The sequence below is a fragment of the Acidobacteriota bacterium genome (assembly GCA_016716905.1).
Lineage (GTDB): Bacteria > Acidobacteriota > Vicinamibacteria > Vicinamibacterales > SCN-69-37 > SYFT01.
Window position 1 is genome coordinate 349,221 of the sequence record JADJUS010000022.1, and the last position, 24,743, is coordinate 373,963.

General features: G+C 64.3%; 25 protein-coding genes. 9 read left to right on the plus strand and 16 right to left on the minus strand.

The annotated features are described in order from the left end of the window. Nucleotides 1–58 precede the first annotated feature (58 nt). Entirely contained in the window at nt 59–232 is a 174-nt protein-coding gene (locus IPL75_17720) for a hypothetical protein (protein ID MBK9242036.1), read from the plus strand. A 184-nt stretch (nt 233–416) separates the two neighbouring features. On the opposite strand, the gene IPL75_17725 is transcribed toward IPL75_17720, so the two are convergent. Together IPL75_17725 and IPL75_17730 are read right to left on the minus strand one after the other, a co-directional pair. Further along, nucleotides 417–1,259, minus strand: a complete 843-nt coding sequence (locus tag IPL75_17725; GenBank protein ID MBK9242037.1) for a flap endonuclease — start codon at nt 1,257–1,259, stop codon at nt 417–419. Further along, nucleotides 1,240–2,067 (minus strand): helix-turn-helix transcriptional regulator, encoded by an 828-nt coding sequence (locus IPL75_17730; GenBank protein MBK9242038.1) that lies wholly within the window; start codon nt 2,065–2,067, stop codon nt 1,240–1,242. Before IPL75_17730 ends, IPL75_17725 begins: the two co-directional genes overlap by 20 nt. Before the next feature lie 76 nt (nt 2,068–2,143). On the opposite strand from IPL75_17730, the gene IPL75_17735 reads away from it, so the two are divergent. Beyond that, nucleotides 2,144–2,524, plus strand: coding sequence for a nuclear transport factor 2 family protein (locus IPL75_17735; GenBank protein MBK9242039.1), 381 nt, complete (start codon nt 2,144–2,146; stop codon nt 2,522–2,524). Between the two features lie 15 nt (nt 2,525–2,539). Here IPL75_17735 and lon read toward each other — a convergent pair whose 3' ends face one another. Continuing rightward, nucleotides 2,540–4,936, minus strand: a complete 2,397-nt coding sequence (gene lon / locus IPL75_17740) for an endopeptidase La (GenBank protein MBK9242040.1) — start codon at nt 4,934–4,936, stop codon at nt 2,540–2,542. Nucleotides 4,937–5,024: 88 nt separating this feature from the next. Then, the gene (locus IPL75_17745; GenBank protein MBK9242041.1) at nt 5,025–5,489 is read right to left on the minus strand and encodes a TraR/DksA family transcriptional regulator; all 465 of its coding nucleotides are present in this window, start codon (nt 5,487–5,489) and stop codon (nt 5,025–5,027) included. Between the two features lie 381 nt (nt 5,490–5,870). On the opposite strand from IPL75_17745, the gene IPL75_17750 reads away from it, so the two are divergent. Next, complete coding sequence (locus tag IPL75_17750) at nt 5,871–6,062, plus strand: 50S ribosomal protein L28 (protein MBK9242042.1); 192 nt, start codon at nt 5,871–5,873, stop codon at nt 6,060–6,062. Beyond that, a complete protein-coding gene (locus IPL75_17755) occupies nt 5,992–6,453 on the plus strand; it encodes a RidA family protein (protein MBK9242043.1) in 462 nt (153 codons plus the stop codon). The genes IPL75_17750 and IPL75_17755 overlap by 71 nt, the downstream gene beginning before the upstream one ends. 6 nt (nt 6,454–6,459) lie before the next feature. Here the strand turns inward: IPL75_17755 and IPL75_17760 are convergent, their stop codons facing one another. Next, entirely contained in the window at nt 6,460–8,613 is a 2,154-nt protein-coding gene (locus IPL75_17760; GenBank protein MBK9242044.1) for a bifunctional (p)ppGpp synthetase/guanosine-3',5'-bis(diphosphate) 3'-pyrophosphohydrolase, read from the minus strand. A gap of 103 nt (nt 8,614–8,716) precedes the next feature. Here IPL75_17760 and IPL75_17765 point away from each other — a divergent pair, with 103 nt between their 5' ends. Further along, complete coding sequence (locus tag IPL75_17765) at nt 8,717–9,700, plus strand: tetratricopeptide repeat protein (protein ID MBK9242045.1); 984 nt, start codon at nt 8,717–8,719, stop codon at nt 9,698–9,700. Nucleotides 9,701–10,074: 374 nt separating this feature from the next. Here the strand turns inward: IPL75_17765 and IPL75_17770 are convergent, their stop codons facing one another. The 10 genes from IPL75_17770 to tgt form a co-directional block, all read right to left on the minus strand. Continuing rightward, nucleotides 10,075–10,539, minus strand: coding sequence for a biopolymer transporter ExbD (locus IPL75_17770; GenBank protein MBK9242046.1), 465 nt, complete (start codon nt 10,537–10,539; stop codon nt 10,075–10,077). Continuing rightward, nucleotides 10,539–10,973, minus strand: coding sequence for a biopolymer transporter ExbD (locus IPL75_17775; protein MBK9242047.1), 435 nt, complete (start codon nt 10,971–10,973; stop codon nt 10,539–10,541). Before IPL75_17775 ends, IPL75_17770 begins: the two co-directional genes overlap by 1 nt. Before the next feature lie 38 nt (nt 10,974–11,011). Then, nucleotides 11,012–11,656, minus strand: a complete 645-nt coding sequence (locus tag IPL75_17780; protein MBK9242048.1) for a MotA/TolQ/ExbB proton channel family protein — start codon at nt 11,654–11,656, stop codon at nt 11,012–11,014. 111 nt (nt 11,657–11,767) lie between these two features. Further along, nucleotides 11,768–12,484, minus strand: coding sequence for a TonB family protein (locus IPL75_17785; protein ID MBK9242049.1), 717 nt, complete (start codon nt 12,482–12,484; stop codon nt 11,768–11,770). Between the two features lie 137 nt (nt 12,485–12,621). Continuing rightward, on the minus strand, nt 12,622–13,254 hold the full coding sequence (locus IPL75_17790) for a DUF502 domain-containing protein (GenBank protein ID MBK9242050.1): 633 nt from the start codon (nt 13,252–13,254) through the stop codon (nt 12,622–12,624). 17 nt (nt 13,255–13,271) lie between these two features. Beyond that, nucleotides 13,272–14,072 (minus strand): undecaprenyl-diphosphatase UppP, encoded by an 801-nt coding sequence (gene uppP / locus IPL75_17795; protein MBK9242051.1) that lies wholly within the window; start codon nt 14,070–14,072, stop codon nt 13,272–13,274. Between the two features lie 21 nt (nt 14,073–14,093). Next, on the minus strand, nt 14,094–15,041 hold the full coding sequence (gene secF, locus IPL75_17800; protein MBK9242052.1) for a protein translocase subunit SecF: 948 nt from the start codon (nt 15,039–15,041) through the stop codon (nt 14,094–14,096). Between the two features lie 18 nt (nt 15,042–15,059). Continuing rightward, complete coding sequence (gene secD, locus IPL75_17805) at nt 15,060–16,622, minus strand: protein translocase subunit SecD (GenBank protein ID MBK9242053.1); 1,563 nt, start codon at nt 16,620–16,622, stop codon at nt 15,060–15,062. Nucleotides 16,623–16,625: 3 nt separating this feature from the next. Next, on the minus strand, nt 16,626–16,979 hold the full coding sequence (gene yajC / locus IPL75_17810) for a preprotein translocase subunit YajC (protein ID MBK9242054.1): 354 nt from the start codon (nt 16,977–16,979) through the stop codon (nt 16,626–16,628). Then, a complete protein-coding gene (tgt, locus tag IPL75_17815) occupies nt 16,980–18,140 on the minus strand; it encodes a tRNA guanosine(34) transglycosylase Tgt (protein ID MBK9242055.1) in 1,161 nt (386 codons plus the stop codon). Here tgt and IPL75_17820 point away from each other — a divergent pair. Then, nucleotides 18,040–19,293, plus strand: a complete 1,254-nt coding sequence (locus IPL75_17820) for a D-alanine--D-alanine ligase (protein ID MBK9242056.1) — start codon at nt 18,040–18,042, stop codon at nt 19,291–19,293. The two genes, tgt and IPL75_17820, sit on opposite strands and share 101 nt — an antisense overlap. Before the next feature lie 427 nt (nt 19,294–19,720). Here the strand turns inward: IPL75_17820 and IPL75_17825 are convergent, their stop codons facing one another. Then, nucleotides 19,721–21,850, minus strand: a complete 2,130-nt coding sequence (locus IPL75_17825) for a peptidylprolyl isomerase (GenBank protein ID MBK9242057.1) — start codon at nt 21,848–21,850, stop codon at nt 19,721–19,723. Between the two features lie 52 nt (nt 21,851–21,902). On the opposite strand from IPL75_17825, the gene IPL75_17830 reads away from it, so the two are divergent. Genes IPL75_17830 through IPL75_17840 form a run of 3 tightly spaced genes read left to right on the plus strand, consistent with a single transcriptional unit; the run spans nt 21,903 to nt 24,731 of the window. Further along, on the plus strand, nt 21,903–22,541 hold the full coding sequence (locus tag IPL75_17830; GenBank protein MBK9242058.1) for a deoxynucleoside kinase: 639 nt from the start codon (nt 21,903–21,905) through the stop codon (nt 22,539–22,541). Nucleotides 22,542–22,570: 29 nt separating this feature from the next. Further along, nucleotides 22,571–23,458 (plus strand): acetyl-CoA carboxylase carboxyltransferase subunit beta, encoded by an 888-nt coding sequence (locus tag IPL75_17835; protein ID MBK9242059.1) that lies wholly within the window; start codon nt 22,571–22,573, stop codon nt 23,456–23,458. 1 nt (nt 23,459) lies between these two features. Beyond that, nucleotides 23,460–24,731 carry a bifunctional folylpolyglutamate synthase/dihydrofolate synthase gene (locus tag IPL75_17840; GenBank protein ID MBK9242060.1) on the plus strand — a complete coding sequence of 424 codons (1,272 nt, stop codon included), beginning with the start codon at nt 23,460–23,462 and terminating at the stop codon, nt 24,729–24,731. Nucleotides 24,732–24,743 lie beyond the last annotated feature (12 nt).

Sequence of the window (24,743 nt, forward strand, 5' to 3'; positions counted from 1 at the left end):
ATTCTTCGAGTCAGCCTGGCGCTGGCGCGATGCGAACTCCGGGCCTATAGTAAGCACCATGACGCACGACCATCCCGAAAACGAAAAGAAGCCGACCGACGCCGACTCGACCGACCAGATCGCGGAGATCGACCTGGAACGGGTCTCAGGCGGTGCCGGCATCCAGCCTCAGGAACTCAAGACGCCCACCAAGCTCAAAACGGAGTGGATCACCTCGATCAAGGGCGAGTAGAGCGCACTGCACAACGGCCGTAAAGCACGTCAGTGCTCTCTTCACCATGAAGATCCATGAAGGTCCATGAAGTTTTTTGACGGGCCGTCAGAAGCGCAGGCTTGGGGTGCCGCCTTCGCCTTCATGGATCTTCATGTTCTTCATGGTGATAGCACTGCCCATCACAACGGCGACAGATCCGGCACTATCGGGACTTCGGGTCGAGCTTTGCCGCGAGTTTGGCAAACCGCGGCGTCGGACCAGTCCAGCGCAGGTCGTCAACAGTATCGAACACGGGGATGTCGGTGCGCAGGGTGGCAAGATCGCGGAACAGGTAGGCGAGTTTTCGATCGCGTGACAGCGTTTCGGCCAGCCGCGCGGGGCTCGAGGCGTTGGCGTGCCATTCTTTCCAGTCATCGGGAATGGCTTCAAGCGTGCCGAAGCGGGCCAACACGGCCGCACTCGATTTCGCCCCCCATCCCGCCAGACCCGGATAGCCGTCAGCGGCATCACCAACGAGCGCCAGATAGTCGGGGATCGACGTGGGCGGCACACCAAATTTCTTCACGACCCCGGCTTCGTCGAGCGTCACGCGCGTGCGGCGATTCAACTGCACGACCCTGGTGCCGCGCACACACTGCGCCAGGTCCTTGTCTGGCGTGCAGATGATCACCTGCTCGACCGCCGGGTCCTGTGCGGCCCTGGCTGCGGCGGCGGCAAGGGCATCATCGGCTTCGAACTCCACCATCGGCCAGACCACCACGCCGAGGGCGGTCAGCGCGTCTTCAAGCACCGGGAATTGCGCCATCAGATCGCGTTCAACGCCGGCGCTTGTTTTGTATCCGCGCCACAGGCGGTTGCGGAAGGACTCAATCACATGATCGGTCGCCACCCCCACGTGGGTGGCGCCCTGGGTGATCATCCCCATGACGGAGCGCAACACGCCGCGAACCGCGGCCACCTCGCGCCCGTCTGCATCCACCGCCGATGGCAAGGCGTGGTAGTGCCGAAACAGTTCGTACGTACCGTCAACGAGGTGGACGACCATGGGACGGCCGCACACCGAAGTGACGCCGATACGTCGTCACGAAATGACTGAGGGAGCCGAATCCGACGCTGTAACAGGTTTCGGTCACGCCCGCGCCGTCACGAAGCCGGCGGCGCGCCTGCGCCAGCCTCACGTCCCGCAGCCGGCGATGCGGCGTCTGCCCTTCCAGTTCCTGAAAGACGCGGGCGAAGTGGTAGACGCTCATGCCGGCATCGCGCGCCAACCTCGACAGCGAAAGCGGCTCGGCGTAGTGAGACTCCATCAGTGCCTTCGCGCGATCGATCCGCGCGGCGTACCACGAGAGCTGATGGGCGCGAAACAGCGGCTTCGGCGTTCCTCCACCGGCGCCACCTTCGGCCCGCTCGCCTCGCATCGACCAATACAGCGCACCGGCAATGGCCTCCGAGCGCGCCTCATCGCCGGCGGCCGCGTCAGCCAGCTGCAGCCTGAGGTAGCCACGTCGATTCGTCAGCGGCGCCACCGGAGCTCCCGCCACGGCTGCGCCTTCGCGACGCAGGCTTTCAACGGCTTCATCGGTGTAACGAACAGACAGGCAGCAATCGTCGGGATACTCACTCTCGTGCGCGCACGAAAATTCCATGCCCGTTGATGTCACAAACATGTGGCGAGGCGTGACGTCCTGCCAGGCGCCGGCGACGCGTACGCGAAAAGCACCAGACTCCACAAAACTCAGCGCATGGCTCGACGCGCGCTCGACGTCAGGGTCGCGATGCGCGACATGAGGTTCATGGTCGAACCGCGCCAAGGCGATGGCCTCAGTGCGCACGAGCGGTGTCACGCGATTCACCTGCTGATTTTGGCACATTGCCAAAGTCGCAAGAAACCGCAAGTCTCTGCGCGGCTGGGCGTTCTACATTCCGTAAATGATGAATCAGGACGTATTGCCCCTGCGCGAGGCCGCGTGGCGGGCGTGGTTTTCCGGAGACGAGGCCGCGCTGCGGCGCATCCTTCCGCCAGACTTTATCGGCATCAGTGCCGACCCGGGGCCGCTGCTGTCGCGCGACATGGTGATTGCGCAGTCGCGCGCCTTCCGAGCCGCCGGTGGCCGGCTGGTAAGCCTCGAGTTTCCGGAGACACAATTCCAGTGCGACGGCGCCGTTGTGGTTCTCTACGGTCGATTTGAATCGGTCATCGAGTCGGGCGGTGCGCAGAAGACCAGCCGAGGCCGGTTGACCGAGATGTTCGTCACCCGCGACGGTGTGCTCGTGCACACCGGCTGGCACCTGGATGGCGTAGCACCGTAACGGCGGTGCCCGCGCCTACACCAGGCTGAGCTTCTTCGCCGTACCGGCCGGCGTCAGCGCGAGCGCCAGCACTTCGTCCACTTCGGTCACGAAGTGCACCGTCAGTCCGGTTCGGAGCTCATCGCTGAGATCCTCGCGCACATTGGTCTCATTCTGTTTGGGCACGATGACCCGGTGAATGCCATACCGCCGCGCGGCCAGGACCTTTTCCTTGATGCCGCCGACCGGCAACACACGCCCCGAGAGCGTAATCTCGCCCGTCATCGCCACATCGCCGCGCACCGGGCGACCTGACAGCGCCGACGCGATCGCCACCACCATCGTCACGCCCGCCGATGGACCATCTTTCGGGATGGCGCCAGACGGCACATGCAGATGGATCTCCGAATCCTTGTAGAACTGTGGATCCACGCCGTACGACGACGCGTGGGTGCGGAACCAGGACAAGGCGATGCGCGCAGACTCCTTCATGACGTCGCCGAGTGACCCCGTCAACGTCAACGCGCTGCCGCCGGCCATCCGCGAGGCTTCGATGAAGAGGACGTCGCCGCCGACCGGCGTCCACGCGAGGCCAATCGCCACGCCGGGGTCCTTGGTGCGATCCTCGAGCGCCTCATCAAGGTGCCGCGCTCCGCCCAGCAACTCCTCCACGACTTCGGGGGTGACGATCACGGGCGTCCGGTCCCCTTCCGCGTGGCGGCGGGCGATCTTGCGGCAGACCGAACCAATCTCACGCTCGAGGTTGCGCACGCCCGCCTCTCGTGTGTAGCCCCGCACGATGGACGCGAGCGCGGCGTCGGTAAAGCTGATGACCTGGCTGTCGAGGCCGTGATTGGTGACCTGACGGGCCACCAGGTGGTCCCGGGCGATGTCGAGCTTCTCGCGCTCGGTATAGCCCGCCAACTCGATCACTTCCATGCGGTCGCGCAACGGCGGCGGCACGGTGTCGAGCACGTTCGCCGTGGTGATGAACAGCACCTCGGACAGATCAAACGGCACATCGAGATAGTGATCACGGAATGTGTTGTTCTGCTCGGGGTCAAGCACCTCGAGCAGCGCCGACGCCGGGTCCCCACGGAAATCGTTTCCGAGTTTGTCGATTTCGTCGAGGATGAACACCGGGTTCCTCACACCGGCACGGCGGATGCCCTGGATGATCTGCCCTGGCAGCGCGCCGATATACGTGCGTCGATGGCCGCGGATCTCGGCCTCGTCGCGCATGCCACCAAGCGACACGCGCACAAACTTGCGGCCGATGGACTTGGCGATCGAACGCGCGAGCGAGGTCTTGCCCACGCCGGGGGGGCCGACAAAACACAGGATCGGCCCCTTCACATCCGGCTTCAGCTTGCGCACCGCCAGGTACTCAAGAATGCGGTCTTTGACCTTCTCGATGCCCGAATGATCCTCGTCGAGGATCGCCTTCGTGCGCGCGAGTTCAATCACGTCGTCGCTGTGGGCCGTCCACGGCACCGCCACGAGCCAGTCGATGTACGTGCGCGCCACGGTGTACTCGGCGGCCGCCGGGGGCATCTTCGAGAGCCGGTCCAGCTCGCGTCTGGCTTCCTTGCGCACGTCCTCGGGCATGCCCGCCGCCTCAATCTTGGCGGCAAGTTCGTCCACTTCCTTCGCCTGGTCGTCGCCCTCGCCCAGCTCGCGCTGAATCGCCTTCATCTGCTCGCGCAGGAAATACTCGCGCTGATTCCGGCCCACTTCGGACTCAACCTGCGACTGAATCTTCGACCCGACCTCGAGCACTTCAAGCTCCTTGGTCAGCACGCGATTGAGTGTCTCCATGCGGCTGCGCACATCGGTCGTCTCAAGCAGATCCTGCTTGACGTCCGTGGACACCGTGCTGAGGCTCGACGCGACGAAGTCGGTCAGCCGGCCGGGGTCGGTGATGTTGGCCACGACCGACGCCAGGTCCTCGGACAGTACCGGAGAGAGCTGGACAATCTGCTGGAGGTTCGCGCGAATGTTCCGGACGAGCGCATCGGTCTCGACCGACTCGGGGTCCGAGACCACGTCCAGCACTTCATGCACCTGCGCGCGCAGGTACGGCGTCGTCTGCGTCACACGATCCATGCCGATACGGGACATGCCTTGGACGATCAGGCGCAGGCTGCCATCGGGCAGCTTGAACATCTTGTGGATGTGCGCGAGCGTGCCGGTGGGAAACAACCCGTCCTGCCCCGGGTCTTCCTCGGACGCCGTGCGCTGGGTAAACACGCCAATCTGTTTGTCGCCCGCAATCGCCGCATCAATCAACGCGACTGAACTTTCGCGCGCCACGGCGAGGGGCATGAAGGAATTGGGGAACAGCACCGTGTCGCGCAGGGGCAACACCGGCACTTCTGCTGGCACCAGCGGCCGCTCTGCGACTGCCGTCACAGTCGTGTCTTGTTCTGCCATGGGACGCCTCCAAACGAATCAGGCCCCGCCTGACGGCGGAGCCTGCAAAGATACCGCGAACACACCGGCCCGGGGCCGGCCGGAAGGGTCAGTTCATGTCAAGCAGCAGGCCCGACGGCCGCCGCGAGGTGGACATGCGCTCACGCCGCTCTGCCAGCTCACGGGCTTCTTCGCAATCCTTGCAGCGGACGGCGAAGGGCAACGCGCGGAGCCGGCGCTCGGCAATTTCGTCGCCGCACTCGAAGCAGTTGCCGAACGTGCCTTCGTCGAGTCGCACCAGCGCTTCCTCGATGCGGTTCAACGTCTCGGACTTCATCTGAATCAGCGCAAACTCGATGTCGTCCTGAATGTCGGCTTCCGACGACTCGGCCGCATCCAGCACGCCCTGGCCTTCACCGATGCCACCCTCGGCCCGAACATCCCGCATCTTTTCCTGCACCTGGGCGAGAATCTCGCGGCGGCGCTCTTCGAGGATCCGCTTGAGTTCGACGTATCGCACCCGCGACGAATCGCTCTTGGCTCGTTTCTTTGAGGTGGTCACTTGTGCCTTCATGATTTTGCTCTCCCTATCCGCTCTGCCGTTGCAGGACGCCCTGTGCGGTTCTCGTCCTGCAAATAAAATGCCAATAATAACTCAACCCGGAACAATCGCAAAGAGCCAGCCCCGGCCTTTCGACCACACCGGAACCGGTAATTTTTACTACGCCGGAATCAGGTGTTCAGCTACACCTGGCAACCCGCTGGCCGATGGTAACTGCTTGAGGAAACGCGTGTTACACCGGCGTGGCGCCAGGCGGGACCATTTTGGTCCGCTTTTTCAAGTGATTAGACGATGGCAGGGGTGGTTTCGGTTCTCCACTCTTTTGGACTCCCGTTGTCACCTGGCGGTACCAGTGGGGTGAAGTGCTATACTTTGGGGTTTCGAGGGTAGATCATGGCAAAGCAGTGTGAAGTGTGCGGCAAGAAGCCCGTCGTCGGTCGGCAGGCCAGCCACGCCAATAACGTGACCGCGCGCCGGTTTGAACCGAATCTCCAGAAGATCCACGCGGTGGTTGATGGCGCCACCCGACGCGTGCGCGTGTGCACCCGCTGCATCCGCTCCAACAAGGTCACCAAGGCCGCCTGACGTGGGCGCCCCGCTGACGCCTGTTTCGACCCCGGACGCGCCAGGGGCGATCGGGCCCTACAGTCAGGCCATCAAGGCGGGCGGGTTTCTGTTCGCCTCCGGCCAGATTCCGCTCGATCCGACCACCGGCACCATTACGGAGGGCGGCATCACGGCCCAGGCCCACCAGGTACTCCAGAATCTTGGAGCGGTGCTGAGGGGTGCGGGGATTTCGTACGACCGTGTGGTAAAAACCACGGTGTATCTGGCGGACATGGCCGATTTTCCAGCGGTCAACGAGGTTTACGCCACGTATTTTCCGGCCCCGTCGCCGGCCAGAGCCACCATTCAGGCCGCCGGCCTGCCCCGCAACGTCCTGGTGGAAATCGACCTCGTCGCCTACCTCGACTAGGACGTCCTAGCGGTTTCCGCGCTCGACGGCCAGCACGCCATCAATCGACTTCAAGGCCTTGATCACCCGATCGAGGTGTTTCAGATCGACAATTTCCACCGTGATCCGGATGGACCCGCGGTGGTCTTCGTCGGTCGTGGCTTCCACATCTCGGATGTTCGTATTGATCCCGGCGATCCGTGTGCTGACGTCGGCGAGAATGCCTTTGCGATCCGCCACATGAATCTTCAGGCGGACGACGTACGGACTCGAATCCGCGCCTTTGTCCCACTCCACCTCCATCCGCCGTTCCGGATCGTAGAGCAGGTTCACGACATTCGGGCACGTCGCGGCGTGGACAGACACACCCTTGCCGCGGGTGATGTAGCCGACAATTTTTTCGCCGCGAATCGGATTGCAGCACCGCGCGCGGAAGACCATCAGGTCGTCCACGCCGCGCACTTTGATCTTCGCCTCGCCTGACCCGAGCACGCGCTTGACCACACTGGCGATTGCGCCATCGGGCGCACGTTCGCGCAGCGCATCCTGGCCCGCCAGGCGCGTCAACACCGCACGCGCGGTGGCCTTGCCGTAACCAATCGCGGCGTAGAGGTCATCGGTCTTCTGCGCGCCGTAGTCGGGCGCCACCTTCGCCAGTGCCTCGGGTGTGACCAGCGCCTTGTCGATGTTGAAACGGCGCACGTCTTTGTCAAACAGGCGTTTGCCCAGTTCGATGCTGCGCAGCTTCTCTTCGCTCTGGATGAAGTGTTTGATCTTGTTGCGCGCCCGCGTGGTGGCCACAAACGTGAGCCAATCGCGGCTCGGCGTATGCCCCGGCTGCCTGAGGATCTCGACGATATCGCCATTGGCCAAACGCGTCCGCAACGGCACCATGCGGCCGTTCACGCGCGCGCCCACGCACTGATGGCCCACATCGGTGTGCACGTCATAGGCGAAGTCCACAGCGGTCGACCCCTGCGGCAGCGATTTCACTTCGCCCTTCGGCGTGAAGAGATACACCTCATCCGGGTAAAGTTCGATGCGCAGGTTCCGCAGGAACTCGGCCGGGTCGCGCACGTCCTGTTGTGTATCGAGCAACTGGCGCAGCCAGTGGAAATACTGCTCGTCGCGGGCAGCGCCGACGCGACCTTCCTTGTACTTCCAGTGCGCGGCAATCCCCTCGTCCGCCACGCGGTGCATGTCTACGGTGCGAATCTGGATTTCGAAGGGGGTGCCGCGCTCGCTCACGACCGACGTGTGCAGCGACTGGTAGCCGTTCGGTCTGGGCATGGCGATGAAGTCTTTGAACCGGCCCGGCACCGGCGACCACGTCTGGTGCAGAATTCCCAGCACGCTGTAGCAGTCCTTGACCGACTGGGTCACCACGCGCAGGGCGATGAAGTCATACACCTGGTCCAGGCTGACCTTGCGCCGTTCGAGTTTCTGGTGAATCGACCACAGGCGCTTGATGCGGCCATCGATGGCGACCACGGGAATCTGCCCTTCCGCGAGTTTCAGGGCCAGTTTCTGTCGCAGTTCCTCCATCAGCCCTTCGGTCGCCTTGCGTTTGGCCTCCACTTCGGTCCGTAGCGCCTGATAGGCCTGCGGGTCCAGGTGACGGAACGCCAGTTCCTCGAGCTCGTTCTTGATCTTGCTCATGCCCAGCCGGTTCGCGATCGGGGCATAGATGTCGCGGGTTTCCTGGGCAATCCGCTGGCGCCGGTCCTCGGGCAGGTGCTGCAGGGTGCGCATGTTGTGGAGCCGGTCGGCCAGTTTCACCAGGATGACCCTGATGTCGTCCACCATCGCCAGCAGCATCTTCCGGAAGGTTTCAGCCTGCCGCTCCTCGCTGGACGCAAACTGGAGGGCAGACAGTTTGGTCACCCCCTCCACGACGTGGGCCACTTCCTCGCCAAAAAGCTCCCGAATCTTCTCAATCGTGTTCGGGGTGTCCTCCACGATGTCGTGGAGCAGGCCGGCGGCCACCGCCACCACGTCCAGGCGCATGTCGGCCAGCAGGTCGGCCACTTCCAGGGGGTGCACCAGATAGGGCTCCCCGGACCGGCGCACCTGGCCCTTATGTTCGTAGGCCGAAAAGACATAGGCCCGCCGCAGCAGCTCGGTATCTGCGTCCGGGGTGGCGCTCCGGATCTTGTCGATGAGATCTTCGAACCGAATCATGGTGCCGGTGTCTAACCTGAGAGGAAGGATACCGGAAACGGCCCCGCGCCTCCTTGACGGGCCTTTTTTGGGTTCACTATACTGGCGCCACATGAGGATCTACATGCACGCTCCCTTTAAGCTGATTCGTGTCGCCGCCCTGGTGCTGGCGGTCGGGTTGTCCACCACGGCCTGCGGTAAATACGAGATCGGCAATCTCCGATCCCTCATGGCGTTCAAGGAAGCCAACGAGGCGTACAAACGGCAGGAATTCCCCAAGGCGATCGAGGCCTACCAGCGGTCCATCGGCCACAACCCGGATTTCGGCATCTCCTATTTCTTCCTCGGCAATTCGTACGACAACATGTACAAGCCGTCGCGAAAGGGTGAGCCCGAGAACGACGGGTACCTGCTGAAGGCCGTCGAGAACTACACGAAGGCGACCGAGGTCATCAAGGACACCGACCCCCAGGGCGCCGAAATTCGCAAGCTGTCCTACGAATACCTGATTGCGGCGTATGGCGACGACAAGATCGGCGATTTCGCCAAGGCTGAACCCATCGCCCTCAAGCTGATTTCGCTCGAGCCCAACGAACCCGGCAACTACCACTCGCTCAGCAAGCTCTACGAGGACCAGGGGCGATACGAAGAGGCCGAGGCCATGGCCAACAAGGGAATCGAAGTTCGTCCGACCGAGCCCCTGGGCTACATGCTGCTCGCCGGTTTCCACAACCGCCAGGGCGACGCCGACAAGGCGTTGGAGGCCTGGGAAAAGCGGGCCAAGATCGAGCCGAACAACCCCGAGGCGCACCACACCATCGCGACTTATCTCTACGAGAGGGCGCTCAAGGACTTCCGCCTCTCGGCGGCCACCAAGCGCTCATTCGTCGAACGCGCCCTTGAAGCGGAGAACAGCGCCCTCGCGCTGCACGCCGACTACTTCGAGGCCCTGACCTACAAAAACATCATCCTGCGCCTGAAGGCCACCATGGAGCCCGACCTCAAGAAGCGCAAGGCGCTGATTGACGAGGCCGACGTCATCTACAAGCGCGCGATGGAGGTCCAGAAGAACCAGGCCTCGGGCGACGCGAAGAAGCCGGCCAAGTAGTTCCGGTCAGCCCCAGCCGGGGCCAACCAATCGTTTTCCTTCGGGCGCGGCCAGCAACACACTGGCCGCGCCCGTTGTCTTTGTACGGGTGCCCCTCAGGAGCGTCCTGAACCCGCCCACACGGGGTCGCCACTGAGCGCCAGGGGCGATGGTCTTCCTCCGCGACGTCGCCCGCTGACGGGCCGCCACGTGCGGCCTGCACCCCAAACCAAAACGACCTCTGAGACCAAAACGACCTCTGAGGTAATTGCCGGCAATTGCCGAACGGTAATGACCTCAGAGGTCGTTCTGCCCTACCCTGCGTACAAAGAAAAACGCGACCGGGTGACCCCGGTCGCGTTTTCCGTAGAACCTGTCGTGTCGACGGGCGGGTGTTACATGCCGCCGAGTGCGGCCTTGCGCATGCCGTCGGTGACAATCCCGACCTTGGTCACCCCGGCGCCCTGAGCGGCGTCAATGATTTCCACGATCTCGCCGTACCGGACCGACCCGTCGCCGATGACGAAGATCGTCTTGTCCTTGCGGGTCTCGTAGATGCCGCGCAGGTGCTCGAGCAGCCCCTGAATCGACACTTCCTGCTTGTTAACGGTCAACCGGCGGTCAGCTGAGTAGTCCACCACAATCTGGCTCAGGTCAATGGCAGCCGACGCGGCCTTGTTGACCTCCAGCGGCAGGTTGATATCCACACCCTTCTGCGTCAACGGCAGCGCAGCGATGAAGATGACCAGGAGCACGAGCAGGACGTCGATGAGCGGCGTCACGTTCATGTCCGACGACGCTTCAGCCTTGGAGACCTTGACGATCTTGTCTGCACCGTGGTGCATGTGTGCGTGAGACATTATTGATTCCCTCCCACGTTACCGCCCTTTTTCTCCGTAATGAGACCCACGGTCTCAATGCCGGCGCCGCGGAGCGCGTCCATCATCTGCATGATGGCGCGGTAGGGTGCGTCCTTGTCGCCCTTCAGGTAGACCGTCTTGTCCGCCGAGTTCTCCAGGATCCCCTGGAGCTTGGTGATGACATCGGCTTCGGTCACCGGCAGCGAGTTGACGTACAACCGGCTGTCGGGGCCGATATGCACCACCGTCTGGTCGGCGGTGTCGGGCTTGTCACCCGTGAACTCCGCCTCAGGCAGGGCAATGTCGACGCCCTTCTGCAGCATCGGCGCAATCAGCATGACGATGATCAGCAGCACGAGCATGACGTCGACGAGCGGCGTCACGTTGATGTCTGCTTTGAGGCCGCCTTTGGCGCCCCCGACGTCCATTGACATAGGACTAGTCCTTTTTGGTTACAACCGGCGTGGCCGTGTTACGCGGTCTTCTTGATGAAGAAGTCCACGAGTTCCGACGACGAGTTATCCATCTCGACGTTGAAGTACTCGAGGCTTCCCGAGAAGTAGTTGTAGAGCCAGACGGCGGGAATGGCCACGACCAGCCCGAGAGCCGTTTCGATGAGCGCTTCCGAAATACCGGCCGAGACGGCGCCGAGGCCGGCTGAACCGGTGCTGCCGATGCCGGCGAACGCGTTGATGACGCCGACGACCGTGCCAAGTAGACCCACGAACGGTGCCGTGGCGCCGATGGTGGCCAGGGCCGGGATGCCCTTCTTGAGGTCGTTGGCGGTCAGCGCGGTGGCGCGCTGAATGGCGCGGCGCACGGTGTCGACCATGTCATCGCGGGTCAGGTTGGCGCCCGAGTCCAGCTGGAACTGGTATTCCTGCAGGCCGGCGAGCACCACCTTCGCCAGATGGCTGTACTGATACGGCTTCGACTGCGAGACGGCCAGTGCGTCCTTCAGCCGATTGTCCTTGAGGTGCTTGGCCACCTGCGGCGCGTAGAGCTTGGACTGCTTTTTCGCCTGCGAGAAGGTGTAGTACCGCTCGATGGCCACACCAAACGACCACATCGACATAAAGACCAGAATGAACGCGACGGCCTTCGCAACGAAGCCCATCTGTTCCCACATGCGCACCAGATCCATCTCACCCATTACAGCCTCCGAAACACTTGACCAGCGAAAAAGTGACCACTACGTTTTAGGAAAACCAGCCGACCTTACCAGGGACTACCGCAGAGTGAAGTTCACCGTGACCGTCATGATGACCGGCACCGCCACGCCATTGAGCGTGGTCGGCGAGAACTTCCACTGCCTCACGGCATCAAGCGCCGCCTGATCGAGCAGCGCCACCGGACGAATGACGCGCGCATCCGTCACGCTGCCGTCAACACCAATCGTGGCTTCGATGATGACCACACCCGACACTCGCGCGGACTGCGCAATTGGCGGATAAATCGGCAGCACGTCCTTGATCTTGGTCGGCGGCTTGATGTTGCCGCCCACGCGTACGGGCGCCTGAGGCGGAGGAGGGGGGGCGGGAATGCCGCCCACGACGCCGCCCATGGTGCCGCCGGGAATACCGCCCGCCACACCACCCACGACACCGAACGAGCCCGTAGACGGGCGAGGTGGCGGCTCGGGCTTCACTTCAGGCGGGGCTTCCAGGGGCGCAGCCGCGGGATTCACATCAACCTGTGGGGTCGGTGGCGCCGGGGCAGAAGGTGGCGGGGGCGGCGGAGGCGGCGGGGGCGGCGGCGGGGGCACCGCCACAAACGCCATCACCGACTGCGGCGTGGGCAAAAGGTCAGACGCCAGCAGCGGCACAATCACCATGGCGCCGAGCAGGATCGTGTGAACCAGGATCGAGAGCGGCACGGTGTACCACTGCTTCGTTCCTAATTTCACTGACGGGTCGGTCACGTCGCTGAACATTTCACGCGGCACGTTTTGATCCTCCTGCCCTGAGCATCCTCGGGACCGAGATTATAGTCAGGGCCAAAAAATAGTGTCAACAAAACGGACACCTGCAGTGTTTGACACCGTTTCCGGGAAAACGGCCCCGCCTCGCCCCCGAGGCGCCATCATCTCCCGGACTCGCCCCCGGTGTCGAGTACCGAATGCGCATGGGCCCTGATCTTTGCGGGTAACCCCATCCCTCCGGTCAGAAAAACCCGCACACCCTGCTCCACGGTCATATCGGGGAACAACACCTGGGCCGGTCGGCAGACAATGACGTCGCCCAGATACAAATGGTTGGTGGGCACATACACCGCATACACGGGCTCGGGCCCTTTGCCGCGGTCCAGGGTGAACTCTTTCGTCAGAAATCCCAGCGCAAAGCCGCGCGCCTCCTGCTCCACCAGCACCACGCGTTTGAAGCCCGACTCGTTGTCGGGCGAAAACGCCACAATCAATTGCTTCACCGGCGCGTACACGGTGCGAAACACCGGCACCTGCATCAGAAACGCCTCGCCCCGGCCCAGCACGCGCCGCCCGATCACGTTTGTGGCCAACGCGCCAATCCCCAACACCACAATCGCCGTCGTCACCAACCCCAGACCGGGGGGATGCGCCTGGGTCCCGAGCCACCGCGCGTACATGCCATGGGTCAGGCCATCCACCACACGGAACATCCAGACGATGGCGGCCACCGACACCACGAGCGGGACCGTCACAAAAAAACCGGTGATGAACGACCGTCGCAGCCACTGCATCGGCAACACCCTTCCGCTCAGAGCCAGATGAGAATGGCCACGGCCACCGCAATGCGGTACCAGGCGAAGACATCAAGCCGGTGACTGACCAGGAACTTCAGCAGGTAGCTCACCGCCAGATAGCCCACCACGCCGGACGCGACGAACCCGACGCCGAACAGCGCCCAATCGTGCCCGGTCAACACCACATCCCGCAATTTGAGCCCCTCATGGGCCGCGGCCGCACCAATCGCGGGCACGCTCAGCAGGAACGTGAATCGCGCCGAGGCCAGCCGGCTGAGGCCCAGCAACATGCCGGCCGTGATCGTGGCCCCGGACCGTGACACCCCGGGCACCAGAGCCATCACCTGCGCCACACCGATGAGCACAGCGCCAACAAGGGTCAGGTTGGCTTCTGTCCCCGTGCGCGCTGAGAGCCGCTCCACCAGAAAGAGCAGGCCAGCCCCAGCCATCAGGGCGATGGCCGTCAACCGCGGCTGGTCGCGCGCCATCTCTACATAGTCACTCATCGTCAATCCCACGATGATGATGGGGAGCATCGCGGCCGCCAGCAGCCAGATGCGGCGTGCGGCGGCGTCAGGGTGCCGGGTGAAAGCCCTGGGGATGGACGCGAACATGGCGGAAATATCACGGGTGAAAAACGCGATGACCGCCACCAGAGTGCCCAGATGGCACGCCACGTCGAATGCGAGATTGAGTTCGCCGGCGTCCCATCCAAAGACGGCGCGCGCGAGGATGAGGTGGGCGGAACTCGAGATGGGCAGGAACTCGGTCAGTCCCTGCACCACGCCGAGCACCGCCCCCTCGAAGAGCGTCATTGTCTCCGGGGTCGCCAGGGCCTACGCCTTGGCGCGCGCCCGGCTCGCCCCGGTCGTCGCTGGCGCGGGGGTCTTCTTCGTCAACAGGATCGCAATCGCGGCCGCGATGAAAACCGTCGAGTAGGTGCCGCTGATGATGCCCACCAGAAGGGTGAAGGCAAACCCTTCGAGGACCTCGCCGCCAAACATGTAGAGGCCGAAGACGGCCAGGAACGTCGTGCCGGCGGTGATGACCGTGCGCGACAGGGTCTGGTTGACGCTGGTGTTCACCTGCACTTCCAGGTTGTCCTTGCGCAGCATGCGGGCGTTTTCACGCACGCGGTCGAAGACCACGATGGTGTCATTCACCGAGTAGCCGGTCATGGTCAGCAACGCCGCCACGATATTGAGCGAAAGCTCGTAGCCGAACCAGTTGAGAAAGACCAGGGTCACGACGACGTCGTGCAAGGTCGCGACAATGGCGCCAAACGCGAACGTAAATCGGAACCGGAATCCGATGTAGATCATGATTCCGGCGATGGCCGTCAACGTCGAATAGATCCCTTTGCGCTGCAAATCCTGGCCGACGACCGGGCCGACGATTTCCGTGCTCTGCCTGCTGAACGCGCCGATTCCGGCTTTGCGAATCAGCGCATCGACCTGTTCAGCCGCGTCATCAAGCGTGGTGCCTTCCTCAACCGCAACCAACTGCGGCAACCGGACGAGGACCTGGTTTTCGGAAGGCTGACCAAAACGCTGAACGGTTTTGGCACCCGGCATGCTCGCCAGCGCGTCCCGTACTGCGTCTTCGGTGACCGGTTGGTCGAACTTGAGGACCAGGGCCGTGCCGCCAGAGAAGTCGACGCCCAGCTTGGGCCCCCCCTGCGCGATAATCTGGCCCAGGCCGGCGACGATGATGACGGCTGAGACGGCAATCGCGTGCCACCGCCATTTAATGAAGTTGAAGTTGGTCGATCCAAGAATCTGCATGGTGCTCCGTCCGGCGAATCAGATGCTCAGGCGGGCCGTGCCGGGCCGCCGTGAGAGCGAAATTTCAAACAACGTGCGCGACACGAACACGGCCGTGAACACGTTGGAAATCAAACCAAAGAACAACGTCGTGGCAAATCCGCGGATGGGCCCGGTGCCGAACTGGAACAGGAACCCGGCGGCGATGAGTGACGCCACGTGTGTGTCAAGAATGGTGACAAAGACGCGGTCGAACCCGGCGGCCACGGCCTGTCGCGCGCCCTTCCCGTTGGCGATTTCTTCACGGATGCGCTCGTAAATGAGCACGTTGGAATCCACGCCCATGCCGATGGTCAGGATGAAGCCGGCGATGCCAGGCAACGTCATGACCGCGCCCATGTACGCCATGAAACCCATCAGGATCATGAGGTTGAGCGCGATGGAGAGCACGGCGTTGATGCCGGCCAGTTTGTAGTACGCGAGCATGAACAGGCCGACCAGGATGAGGCCGGCAATCGAGGCCCGTACGCCTGAGCGCACCGACGCTTCGCCCAGCGTGGCGCCGACCGAACGTTCTTCCATGTAGGTCAGCGACGCCGGCAGCGCGCCGGACCGGAGCACGAGCGACAGGTCCGCCACTTCCTGCTGGGAGAACGTGCCGGTGATTTGCGCATCCGCCTGGGTGATGGGTCCTTCAATGACGGGAGCCGACACCACCCGGTTGTCGAGGATGATCGCCAGGTAGCGGCCCACGTTCGCGGTGGTGACGCGGCTGAACTTCGTCACGCCATCACTCTTGAGCGAGAATCCGACGGCCGGCTGCCCAATCAGGTCGATCGTGGACTTGGCATTGCGCAGGTCGTTGCCGGTGATGACCGGCACGCGGCCCACGAGGTAAAACGAAGCGCCGGCCTGCCCCGCCACCGCCGCGCCCTGCACCACTTCCTGGCCCTCGGGCGCCTTGCCCCCGAACGGCGCAAGCAAGGTCGCTTCGTCGGGCGCCGGTCCGGATTCCACGAGCTTGAGTTCCAGCACCGCCGTGCTGCTGATGAGTTCCTTCGCGCGGGGGATGTCGGTCACACCCGGCAACAGCACCACGATCTGGTTGCCGGCGCTGCCGTACTCGGCCACTTCGGGCTCCGAGACGCCATATTCATTGACGCGGCGCTCGATGGTCTGGATGGCCTGCGTGACCGCCTCCCGCCGCCGATCGACATCGATGTTCGGCTTCATGCGGTAGATGTACGACCCGCCCACGCCGGTCTCGCGGTCAAAACTGAGGCCCACCTGATCCTGCGCCAGCTGCCGGAACTGCTGGTCGCGATCGGGCGGCACACCATCAACCTGGAATGTCGTATTGCTCGTCGCCCGCACACTACCGACCGTCACGCCGGCGTCCTTGAGCGCGACGCTCAACTGCTCCGAGCTGGTTTCGGTCTCAAGTTCCAACGCGTCCTGCGTGTTGACGCGCAGCACGAGATACACGCCGCCCTGAAGGTCCAACCCGAGCTTGATCTTGTCCTTGGGTGGATAAAACGACACCGCAGCCAAGATGGCCACGGCGACGATTGCGATCACTTTCCAACGAAGGTTCTTATACATGTTCTAAAGTCCGCCAGAGTCCTTGACCACCGGATCCTGCCCCTGATACCCGCCCACCGACGCTTTGGCCACCTCGATCTTGACCTTGTCGGCGATCTGGATCTGCACAGAGGCGTCCGAAAGCTTGGTCACCTGCCCATAGATGCCGCTGGTGGTAATGACCTTGTCCCCCACCTGAAGCGCGTTCTGGAACTCCTGAATCTTCTTCTGCCTGCGCCGCATTGGCAACAGGACGAGCAGGTAAAACACGCCCAGCATGAGGGCAAATGGGAAAAGCTGGACCCAGATGCTCGGCTGCCCCGCCTGGGGCGGAGAGGCCAGGGCAACGACGGTCGGGAGGGATAAAAAGTCAGTCATTTACATCACTTGTCGGCGGGAAAACGTCCGATGGAACTCTTGTCTGAATTTGTCAAAGGTTCCGAACTCAATAGCCTTCCTAATCGCCCTCATGGTGTCAAGGTAAAAGTGGAGATTGTGGACCGTATTCAGGGTGGCCGCCGTCATCTCGCCCACCATATATAGATGACGCAGATAGGCCCGTGAGTGGCGGCGGCAGGTCGGACATTCGCACTCGGGATCGGGCGGGTTCAGGTCCTCGGCGTATCGGGCGTTTTTGATCGAGATCAGGCCGTGGCGGGTCAGGAGCTGGCCGTTGCGCGCGTTGCGCGTGGGCAACACGCAGTCGAACATGTCGATGCCGCGCGCCACACATTCGACCAGGTCATCGGGCATGCCGGTGCCCATCAGGTACCTCGGCCGGTCTTCGGGCAACTGCGCCGCGGTGTGGCCGACCACCTCGTACATCAGATCGACGGGTTCGCCGACCGAGAGTCCACCAATCGCGTAGGCCTCGAAGTCCATCGCCACGGTGCCGGCAACGCTGCGGTCGCGCAGGTCCAGGTGTGTGCCGCCCTGGATGATGCCAAACTGCGCCTGCCCTGGTGTGGCGCGTGTCACGTCGGGGGCCTCGCCCGTCTGCACCGCCAGAAACCGATCGCGGCCGCGACGGGCCCACCGCAAGGTGCGCTCCATCGCCGCTTCCACCACGCCGCGATCGGCGGGCCATGGCGCGCACTCATCGAAGATCATGGCCACGTCGGACCCGAGCCGCGCCTGGATGTCGACCACGGACTCCGGCGTGAGCAGGTGCGCGCTGCCGTCAATGTGTGAACGAAACGCCGCGCCTTCCTCGGTGATCGTGCGCTGGCCGGTGAGGCTGAAGACCTGGTAGCCGCCTGAGTCGGTCAGGATGGGCCGCTCCCATCCCATGAACGCGTGCAACCCGCCGGCGCGGCTGATCAACTCGTCGCCGGGACGCAGGTGCAGGTGGTAGGTGTTGGCGAGGATGATCTCCGGGTCAAGCGCGATGATTTGATCGTGCGTGAGGCCCTTGACCGCCGCGCGCGTACCGACCGGCATGAACACCGGCGTCTCGATCTCGCCGTGCGCAAGGCGCACGCGGCCGCGGCGGGCGCGGCCATCGGTGGCGATTACGTGGAACCCGAAATCGGCTGGCACACCGATAGCCTATAATGGCCCTTCCGTGAAACGTCTTCGAATCGGCGTATTACATGGTGGACGATCGGGCGAACATGAAGTGTCGATCGCCTCTGCCGCCGCAGTGTTCGCGAACCTGGATCGCACGCGGTATGAACCCGTCGCCATTCGGATCGAGAAAGACGGCCGCTGGGTGCTCGCCGATCGGCCGCCCACGGCAGCGTCGGCCGCCGACGTCATCAGCCAGATGCGCGAGGCCGACGGCCCTTCGGGCGGACGCGAAGTGTTGATGCCGGCGCGCCCGGGCGACGACACGCTGCTGCTCGTGAACCAGGATCGGTCCGCCGTGACCGGCCTCGGACTGGACGTCATCTTCCCGGTGTTGCACGGCCCCTACGGCGAAGACGGCACCGTGCAGGGCCTGCTCGATCTCGCCAATGTCGCGTACGTGGGCTGCGGCGTGCTGGCCTCAGCCACCGGCATGGACAAGGACGTGGCGAAAACATTGGTTCAGGCGCGCGGCCTGCGCGTGGCGCCGTGGGTGGTGGTGCGTGCGGCGCAGTGGAACGCCGACCGCGACGCCGTGGCGCGCCGCGTCAACGACACACTCACCTACCCCGTCTTCGTCAAGCCCGCGAACCTGGGCTCGAGCCTCGGGATCTCGAAGGTGCAGACGCCGGACGGCCTTGGCGCCGCGATCGATCTCGCGGCAGGGTTTGATCCCAAAGTCGTGGTGGAGACCGGCGTCACCGGCGCGCGCGAAATTGAATGCGGCGTGCTCGGCAACGACGCACCCGAGGCATCGGTGCCGGGCGAGATCGTGCCCTCGGGTGAGTTCTACGACTTCGACGCGAAGTACTTGAGCGGCGCCTCCCGTGAAGTGATCCCGGCCGAGTTGCCGCGCGCGATCGCCGACGAAGTGCGCCGCCAGTCACTTGTGGCCTTTGACGCCATCGAAGGCACGGGTCTGGCGCGCGTGGACTTCCTGCTCGCCTCATCCGGCGAATTGTTTCTCAACGAGATCAACACGATGCCGGGCTTCACCACCATCAGCATGTACGCCAAGCTGTGGGCCGCAAGCGGCGTGACCTATCCCGCACTCATCGATCGCCTCGTGGCGCTCGCGCTTGAGCGCCACGCACGTCAGCAACAACGCCGCATCAGCGCGTTCTGACCCTCGCCGCGCACGTCCGCCGGCCAATCGCGAAGCGGCACACCCTGTCAAGTTTTGACAACAAATCGCATTTTGTGCTTGACAGAGTTTTCATCTCATCCATAATCTACATCTTGCGTGACGACGGACGGCTCAGCCCATCTATTGGGTACGGAGGGTCCGAGTTGAGCGACTTGAGAGACGAGATGCCAGGTGCGTGACGTTAACCGCGCCTGCCACGGAGCGAGGGGCACCCCACAGCGGGTCATGCGAGTCGAAAGACCGCGACGGCTGCGGTGAGGACGAGCCCACGCGATCCCTAATGAAGGGGGGGAAAACCACATGGCCAAGAAAGCAGCCAAGAAGGCAGCGAAGAAGGGCGGCAAGAAGCGCTAGTCGCTTTTTGCACCACAAAGGAAAAAGGGGGCGACTGTCGCCCCCTTTTTTTTTATCTGAGCTCTTTCCCGTCCCAGATGCGCACGCGGTCGATGACGTCGTGCAGCGAGAGTTGATCCACCAGCTCCATCCCCTTCACCACCTGGCCAAACACCGTGTAGCGACCGTCCAGATGCGGTTGTGGTGAATGCGTGATGAAGAACTGACTGCCCCCGGTGTCGCGCCCGGACAGCGCCATGCCCACCGTGCCCCGCAGAAATGGCAGCGAACTCAACTCGTCAGGAATCGAAAACCCCGGGCCGCCTGCGCCATCACCCCGTGGGTCGCCGGTCTGCACCACAAAGTTCGGCACCAGCCGGTGAATCTGCAATCCGTTGAAAAACCCTGCCTGCGCGAGCGCGACGAAGTTCAGAGTGGTAAGCGGCGCTTCAACCACGTTGAGGGCGATTTCAATGGTGCCGAGCCGCGTCTCGATCATCGCGACGGGCGTGACCGTCGGGTGCAGCAGCGCGGCCGACTCAAAAAACTCCGGCGCGTGGCGCAGGGGTGCGGGCCGGCTGGGCGCAGCCGTCGCGTCCCCCAACCCCTGCAGCAGTTCCGCCGCGCGCAGGCGCACCGGCCAGTCGCGATCCGCCAACGCCCGCGTGAGCACGGCCAGCGCCGGCTCCCCGCCGATCGCGCCAAGCGCGCCCAGCGTGGCCACGCGCGCATCCGTGGCCGCGTCGCTCAGGCTCCGGTCATAGGCCTTCGCGAGTGCGGCAGCCGACGCCGCGGTCTTGCGTTCGCCGATCAGGCGCGCCGCGGTGGCACGCACCACGTAGTCGGGGCTCTCAAGCGCGGCAACCAGCCGCGCATCAAGATCAGGCGCGCCGGCCCGCGCCAGCGCCGTCAGCGCCGGTCCGCGCACGCGCTGGTCCTGGTCCTCAGTCAGTTCGATGAGACCCGACCGCACGCGGTCCGGTTCAAGCGTGCCAAGCGCGGTGGCCAGCGCCGCCCTCACCCTCCACTCGCGATCGGCGCCGAGGCTCGATCCCACGAGGAGGAAGCGATCAGGGTCGATGCGCGCGGCGCCTGCGATCGCGGCGGCGCGCACGAGAGGGCGGGCATCGGCCAACCGATCGATCATGGCGTCGAAGCCGCTCGGGTCTTCAGTGGCGGCGAGCGCCGTCAACACTTCCAGGGTCATCATCAATGGGAATTTCGGCGTGGCGAGCAGGCGCAGCAACGCCGCGGCCGCCGGTGCCGACCCGCGGCGGCCAAGCGCACGAATCGCTGCCGTTCGCACACGCACGTCCACCGCAGGATCCAGCGCGAGTTTCTGTGCGAGCGCCAGTCCGTCCGGCGTCGCCGCCACACCGCGCAGCGCGAAGACCGGCGTATACACACCGGCGCTGTGGGCCAGCACCTCGAGCGCGGGCGCCGCGCGCGGGTCACCCACCCGCTGCAACGCATACGCCACCGGCCACCAGGCCGTGGCCGGCCGGCCGTCGGCCGTCAAGGCGACGCGCGCCAGCGCGTCGAAGTCGCGCAGACGCGCCAGCGCGAAGATGGCCAGACGGCACGCTTCCAGTTCGGGCGTTCTGGTATACGCCTCGTCATCGGGTGCGAGTGCGGCCATCTGCGGAATGCACGGAGCGAACGCGGCGGCGATGGCGGCCGCCGCGGGTGCGCGGAACGCGCTCGCCGCCGGGTCAGTCAGTTGTGCGCCGATGAGGCCCAGGCCCTCGGCGGCTCGACCACGCACCGTCGGGTCGGCATCAGCCAGAAGCCGTTGCAACGGCTCGGACGCTTCGGCACGACCAATGAGGCCCAGCGCAAACGCCGCCTGCCCGCGCACCGCGGGCTCGGCATCCAGCAACGCGGCCGCAAGCGCCGGTCCACCTTCGGCGATCCCCACGCGGCCTATGGCCAGTGCCGCGCGACCGCGCACCACCGGATCAAGATCAAACAGCAGCGACACCAGATCCGCCTGCCGCGCCGGCCGCGGCACCACCGGAGTCACCACGGCTTCGGCCGTCACACCCGGATCACGAAGCACACGCTGCGCCTCAAGTCGAAGCAGCCACGAAACCCGTTGATCGAGGGGCACCGGAGGCACGACTCGCTCGGGCGGAGCCACGACAGGCGCTGTGGCACACGACGCGGCGAACAACGACAACAGAAGGAAGTTGGCGATCTTCACCACCCTATCGTAGCCGCTCGCCGTAAACCCGGCTGGTATACTCCCGCACACCGTGGAGTTTCGCTACCTCGCGATTGAAGGACCGGTCGGGCTGGGCAAAACGAGCCTCGCCGATCGGCTGGGCGCGAGGCTCGACGCCACCGTCGTGCTCGACGAGGTCGAGAACCCCTTCCTGGCAGACTTTTATGCCGGCCGCGCCGGGGCCGCCTTCCAGACACAGCTCTTTTATTCGCTGGCCCGCCACCGCCAGCAAATGGATCTGCGGCAGGGCGATCTCTTCAGTCAGGTCACGGTCTCCGACTACATTTTTGACCGCGATCGCATCTACGCCCACCTGAACCTCGACGACAACGAGCTCTTTATTTACCAGCGCCTCTACGAACTCCTGGCGCGGGACCTGCCGCAGCCCGACCTGGTTGTCTTTCTGCAAAGCCCGACCGACGTGCTGCGCCGGCGTGTGCGCGGGCGCGCGCGCCATGCCGAAGACGACCCGGCGCCTCCGTCCGAACGTTATCTGTCGGAGCTGAACGAGGCCTACAACCACTTCTTCTTCCACTACACGGCCACTCCGCTCCTCGTGGTGGAAACATCCCAGTTTGACCTGTCGTGGGGTGACGACGCGATTGACGACCTGTTGCGTCAGATCAAGTCGATGTCCGGCGGCACGCGGTACTACGTGCCCCGCGGCTGACGCCCGGCGGCTGATGCTAGAGTGATCCTATGGCGTGGTTCAAGAAAACCCGGAAACCCATCGAGCCGCAGGGCGACAAGTCCAGCCGCGTGCCCGAAGGGCTCTGGGTCAAGTGTCCGTCCTGCAGTCAGGTGATCTACAACAAGGAACTGCTCGCCAATCAACAGGTCTGCCCCAAGTGCGCGCACCACTTCCGCATGAACGCCGCCGACCGCCTCGCGCTGCTGTTTGACGATGCGCGGTGGACCGAATACGACTCGGACCTGAAATCGACAGATCCCCTGAAGTTCACCGATACCAAGCCCTACCGCGATCGACTGGCTGCCAGCATCCGCGCCACCGGACGCAAGGACGCGGTGGTGACGGCCAGCGGCAACATCGACGGCCTGCCTGCGATGGTGGCCGCCATGGAATACAGCTTCATCGGCGGCAGCATGGGCGTGGTGGTGGGCGAGAAGATCACGCGCGCCATCGAACTCGCCATCACCCGCCGCGTCCCGGTCATCGTCATCTGCTGCTCGGGCGGCGCGCGCATGATGGAAGGCACGCTGTCGCTGATGCAGATGGCAAAGATCAGCGCGGCGCTGGGCCGGCTCGACCGCGCCAGTCTGCCGTTCATCTCGGTGATGACCGATCCCACCACCGGTGGCGTGACCGCCAGCTTCGCCATGCTCGGCGACCTCAACATCGCGGAGCCAAAGGCGCTGATCGGTTTTGCCGGCCCGCGAGTGATCGAGCAGACCATTCGCCAGAAACTGCCGGAAGGCTTCCAGCGCAGCGAGTTCCTCCTCGAAAAAGGCATGATCGACGTCATCGTCGATCGGCGCGACTTGAAAGCGGTGCTCGGGAATGCCCTCCGCATCATGTCGGGCATGGCACCGGGCGCCGAGCCCGCACCGGCGCAACTCGACGCCTGATTTGGCTGGTACCGTCCGCCACTGGCTGTTCGGCCTCGAGGCCGCTGGCACCATCACCCTGGGGTTGGCGCCGATTCGATCGCTCCTTGCCAGCCTGGGACATCCCGAACAGTCGTTCACGGCCATCACCATCGCCGGCACAAACGGCAAAGGTTCCGTGTCGGCCATGGTCGAACGTGGGCTTCGCGCCGCGGGCTGCCGAACCGGGCGCTACACATCGCCGCATCTCGTGGATGTGACCGAGCGGGTGGTCGTGGACGGGCGGCCCGTCTCCGACCAGGCGTTCGACCATGCCACGGCGATGGTGCGCGCGGCCGCGGCTTTAGAGCGCACGCCGCCAACCTTCTTCGAAGCCACCACCGCCATCGCGTTTGTCGCGTTCCGTGATGCCGGCGTTGATGTGGCGGTGCTCGAGGTGGGTCTGGGGGGCCGCCTTGACGCCACAAACGCCGTTGACGCGCCCCTTGTGGCCATCACCAACATCGGCCTTGATCATCAGGAGTATCTGGGGCACACCATCGAAGCCATTGCCGCAGAAAAGGCGGGGGTGATCAAGCCCGGCGCGTCGGCCATCCTGGGCCGCACCGGCCAGGCGGCGATCGACGTGCTGTCGCGCGCTGCCGAACGGGTTCATGCCTCCGTGACGTTGGCGCCGGACGGGGTCGTGGCGCACGCAGTCATCGGTCTGCGCGAAACCACATTGGACCTCACCACTCCGGCACGCGCATACGGACCGCTACGGCTCTCACTGCTGGGCCGGCATCAGGTGGACAACGCCGTGACGGCGGTCCGCACGCTGGAGGCGGCGCAGGCGCTTGGTATTGCGCCTGTGGGCGTTGACGCGGTGCGCGCGGCGCTGTCGGATGCGCGCTGGCCGGGACGGCTCGACTGGCGCACGTGGCGGGGCCACGACGTGCTGGTGGATGGCGCACACAATGCGGACGGTGCGCGCGCACTGGCCGCGTTCCTACGCGAAACCGTCCAAAGGCCCGTCCCCATCGTCATTGGCATCATGCGGGACAAAGCGATCGCGGACGTCATCGGCGCGCTGGCGCCGTCGGCGTCGGTGTTTGTGTGCACGACCTGTGCGGCTCCGCGCGCGGCAACGCCCGAACAACTCGCCGACGAAGCGGCTCGGGTGGCGCCGGGTGTGCCACGAGTGGTGGCCGCCAGGCCACTGGAAGCGCTTGCCGAAGCCGCCCGGCACACAGAGCCGATCGTGGTGGCCGGATCACTGTTTCTGGCAGGAGAGGTACTGCCGTTGCTCGCGTGATATTCTGGCCCA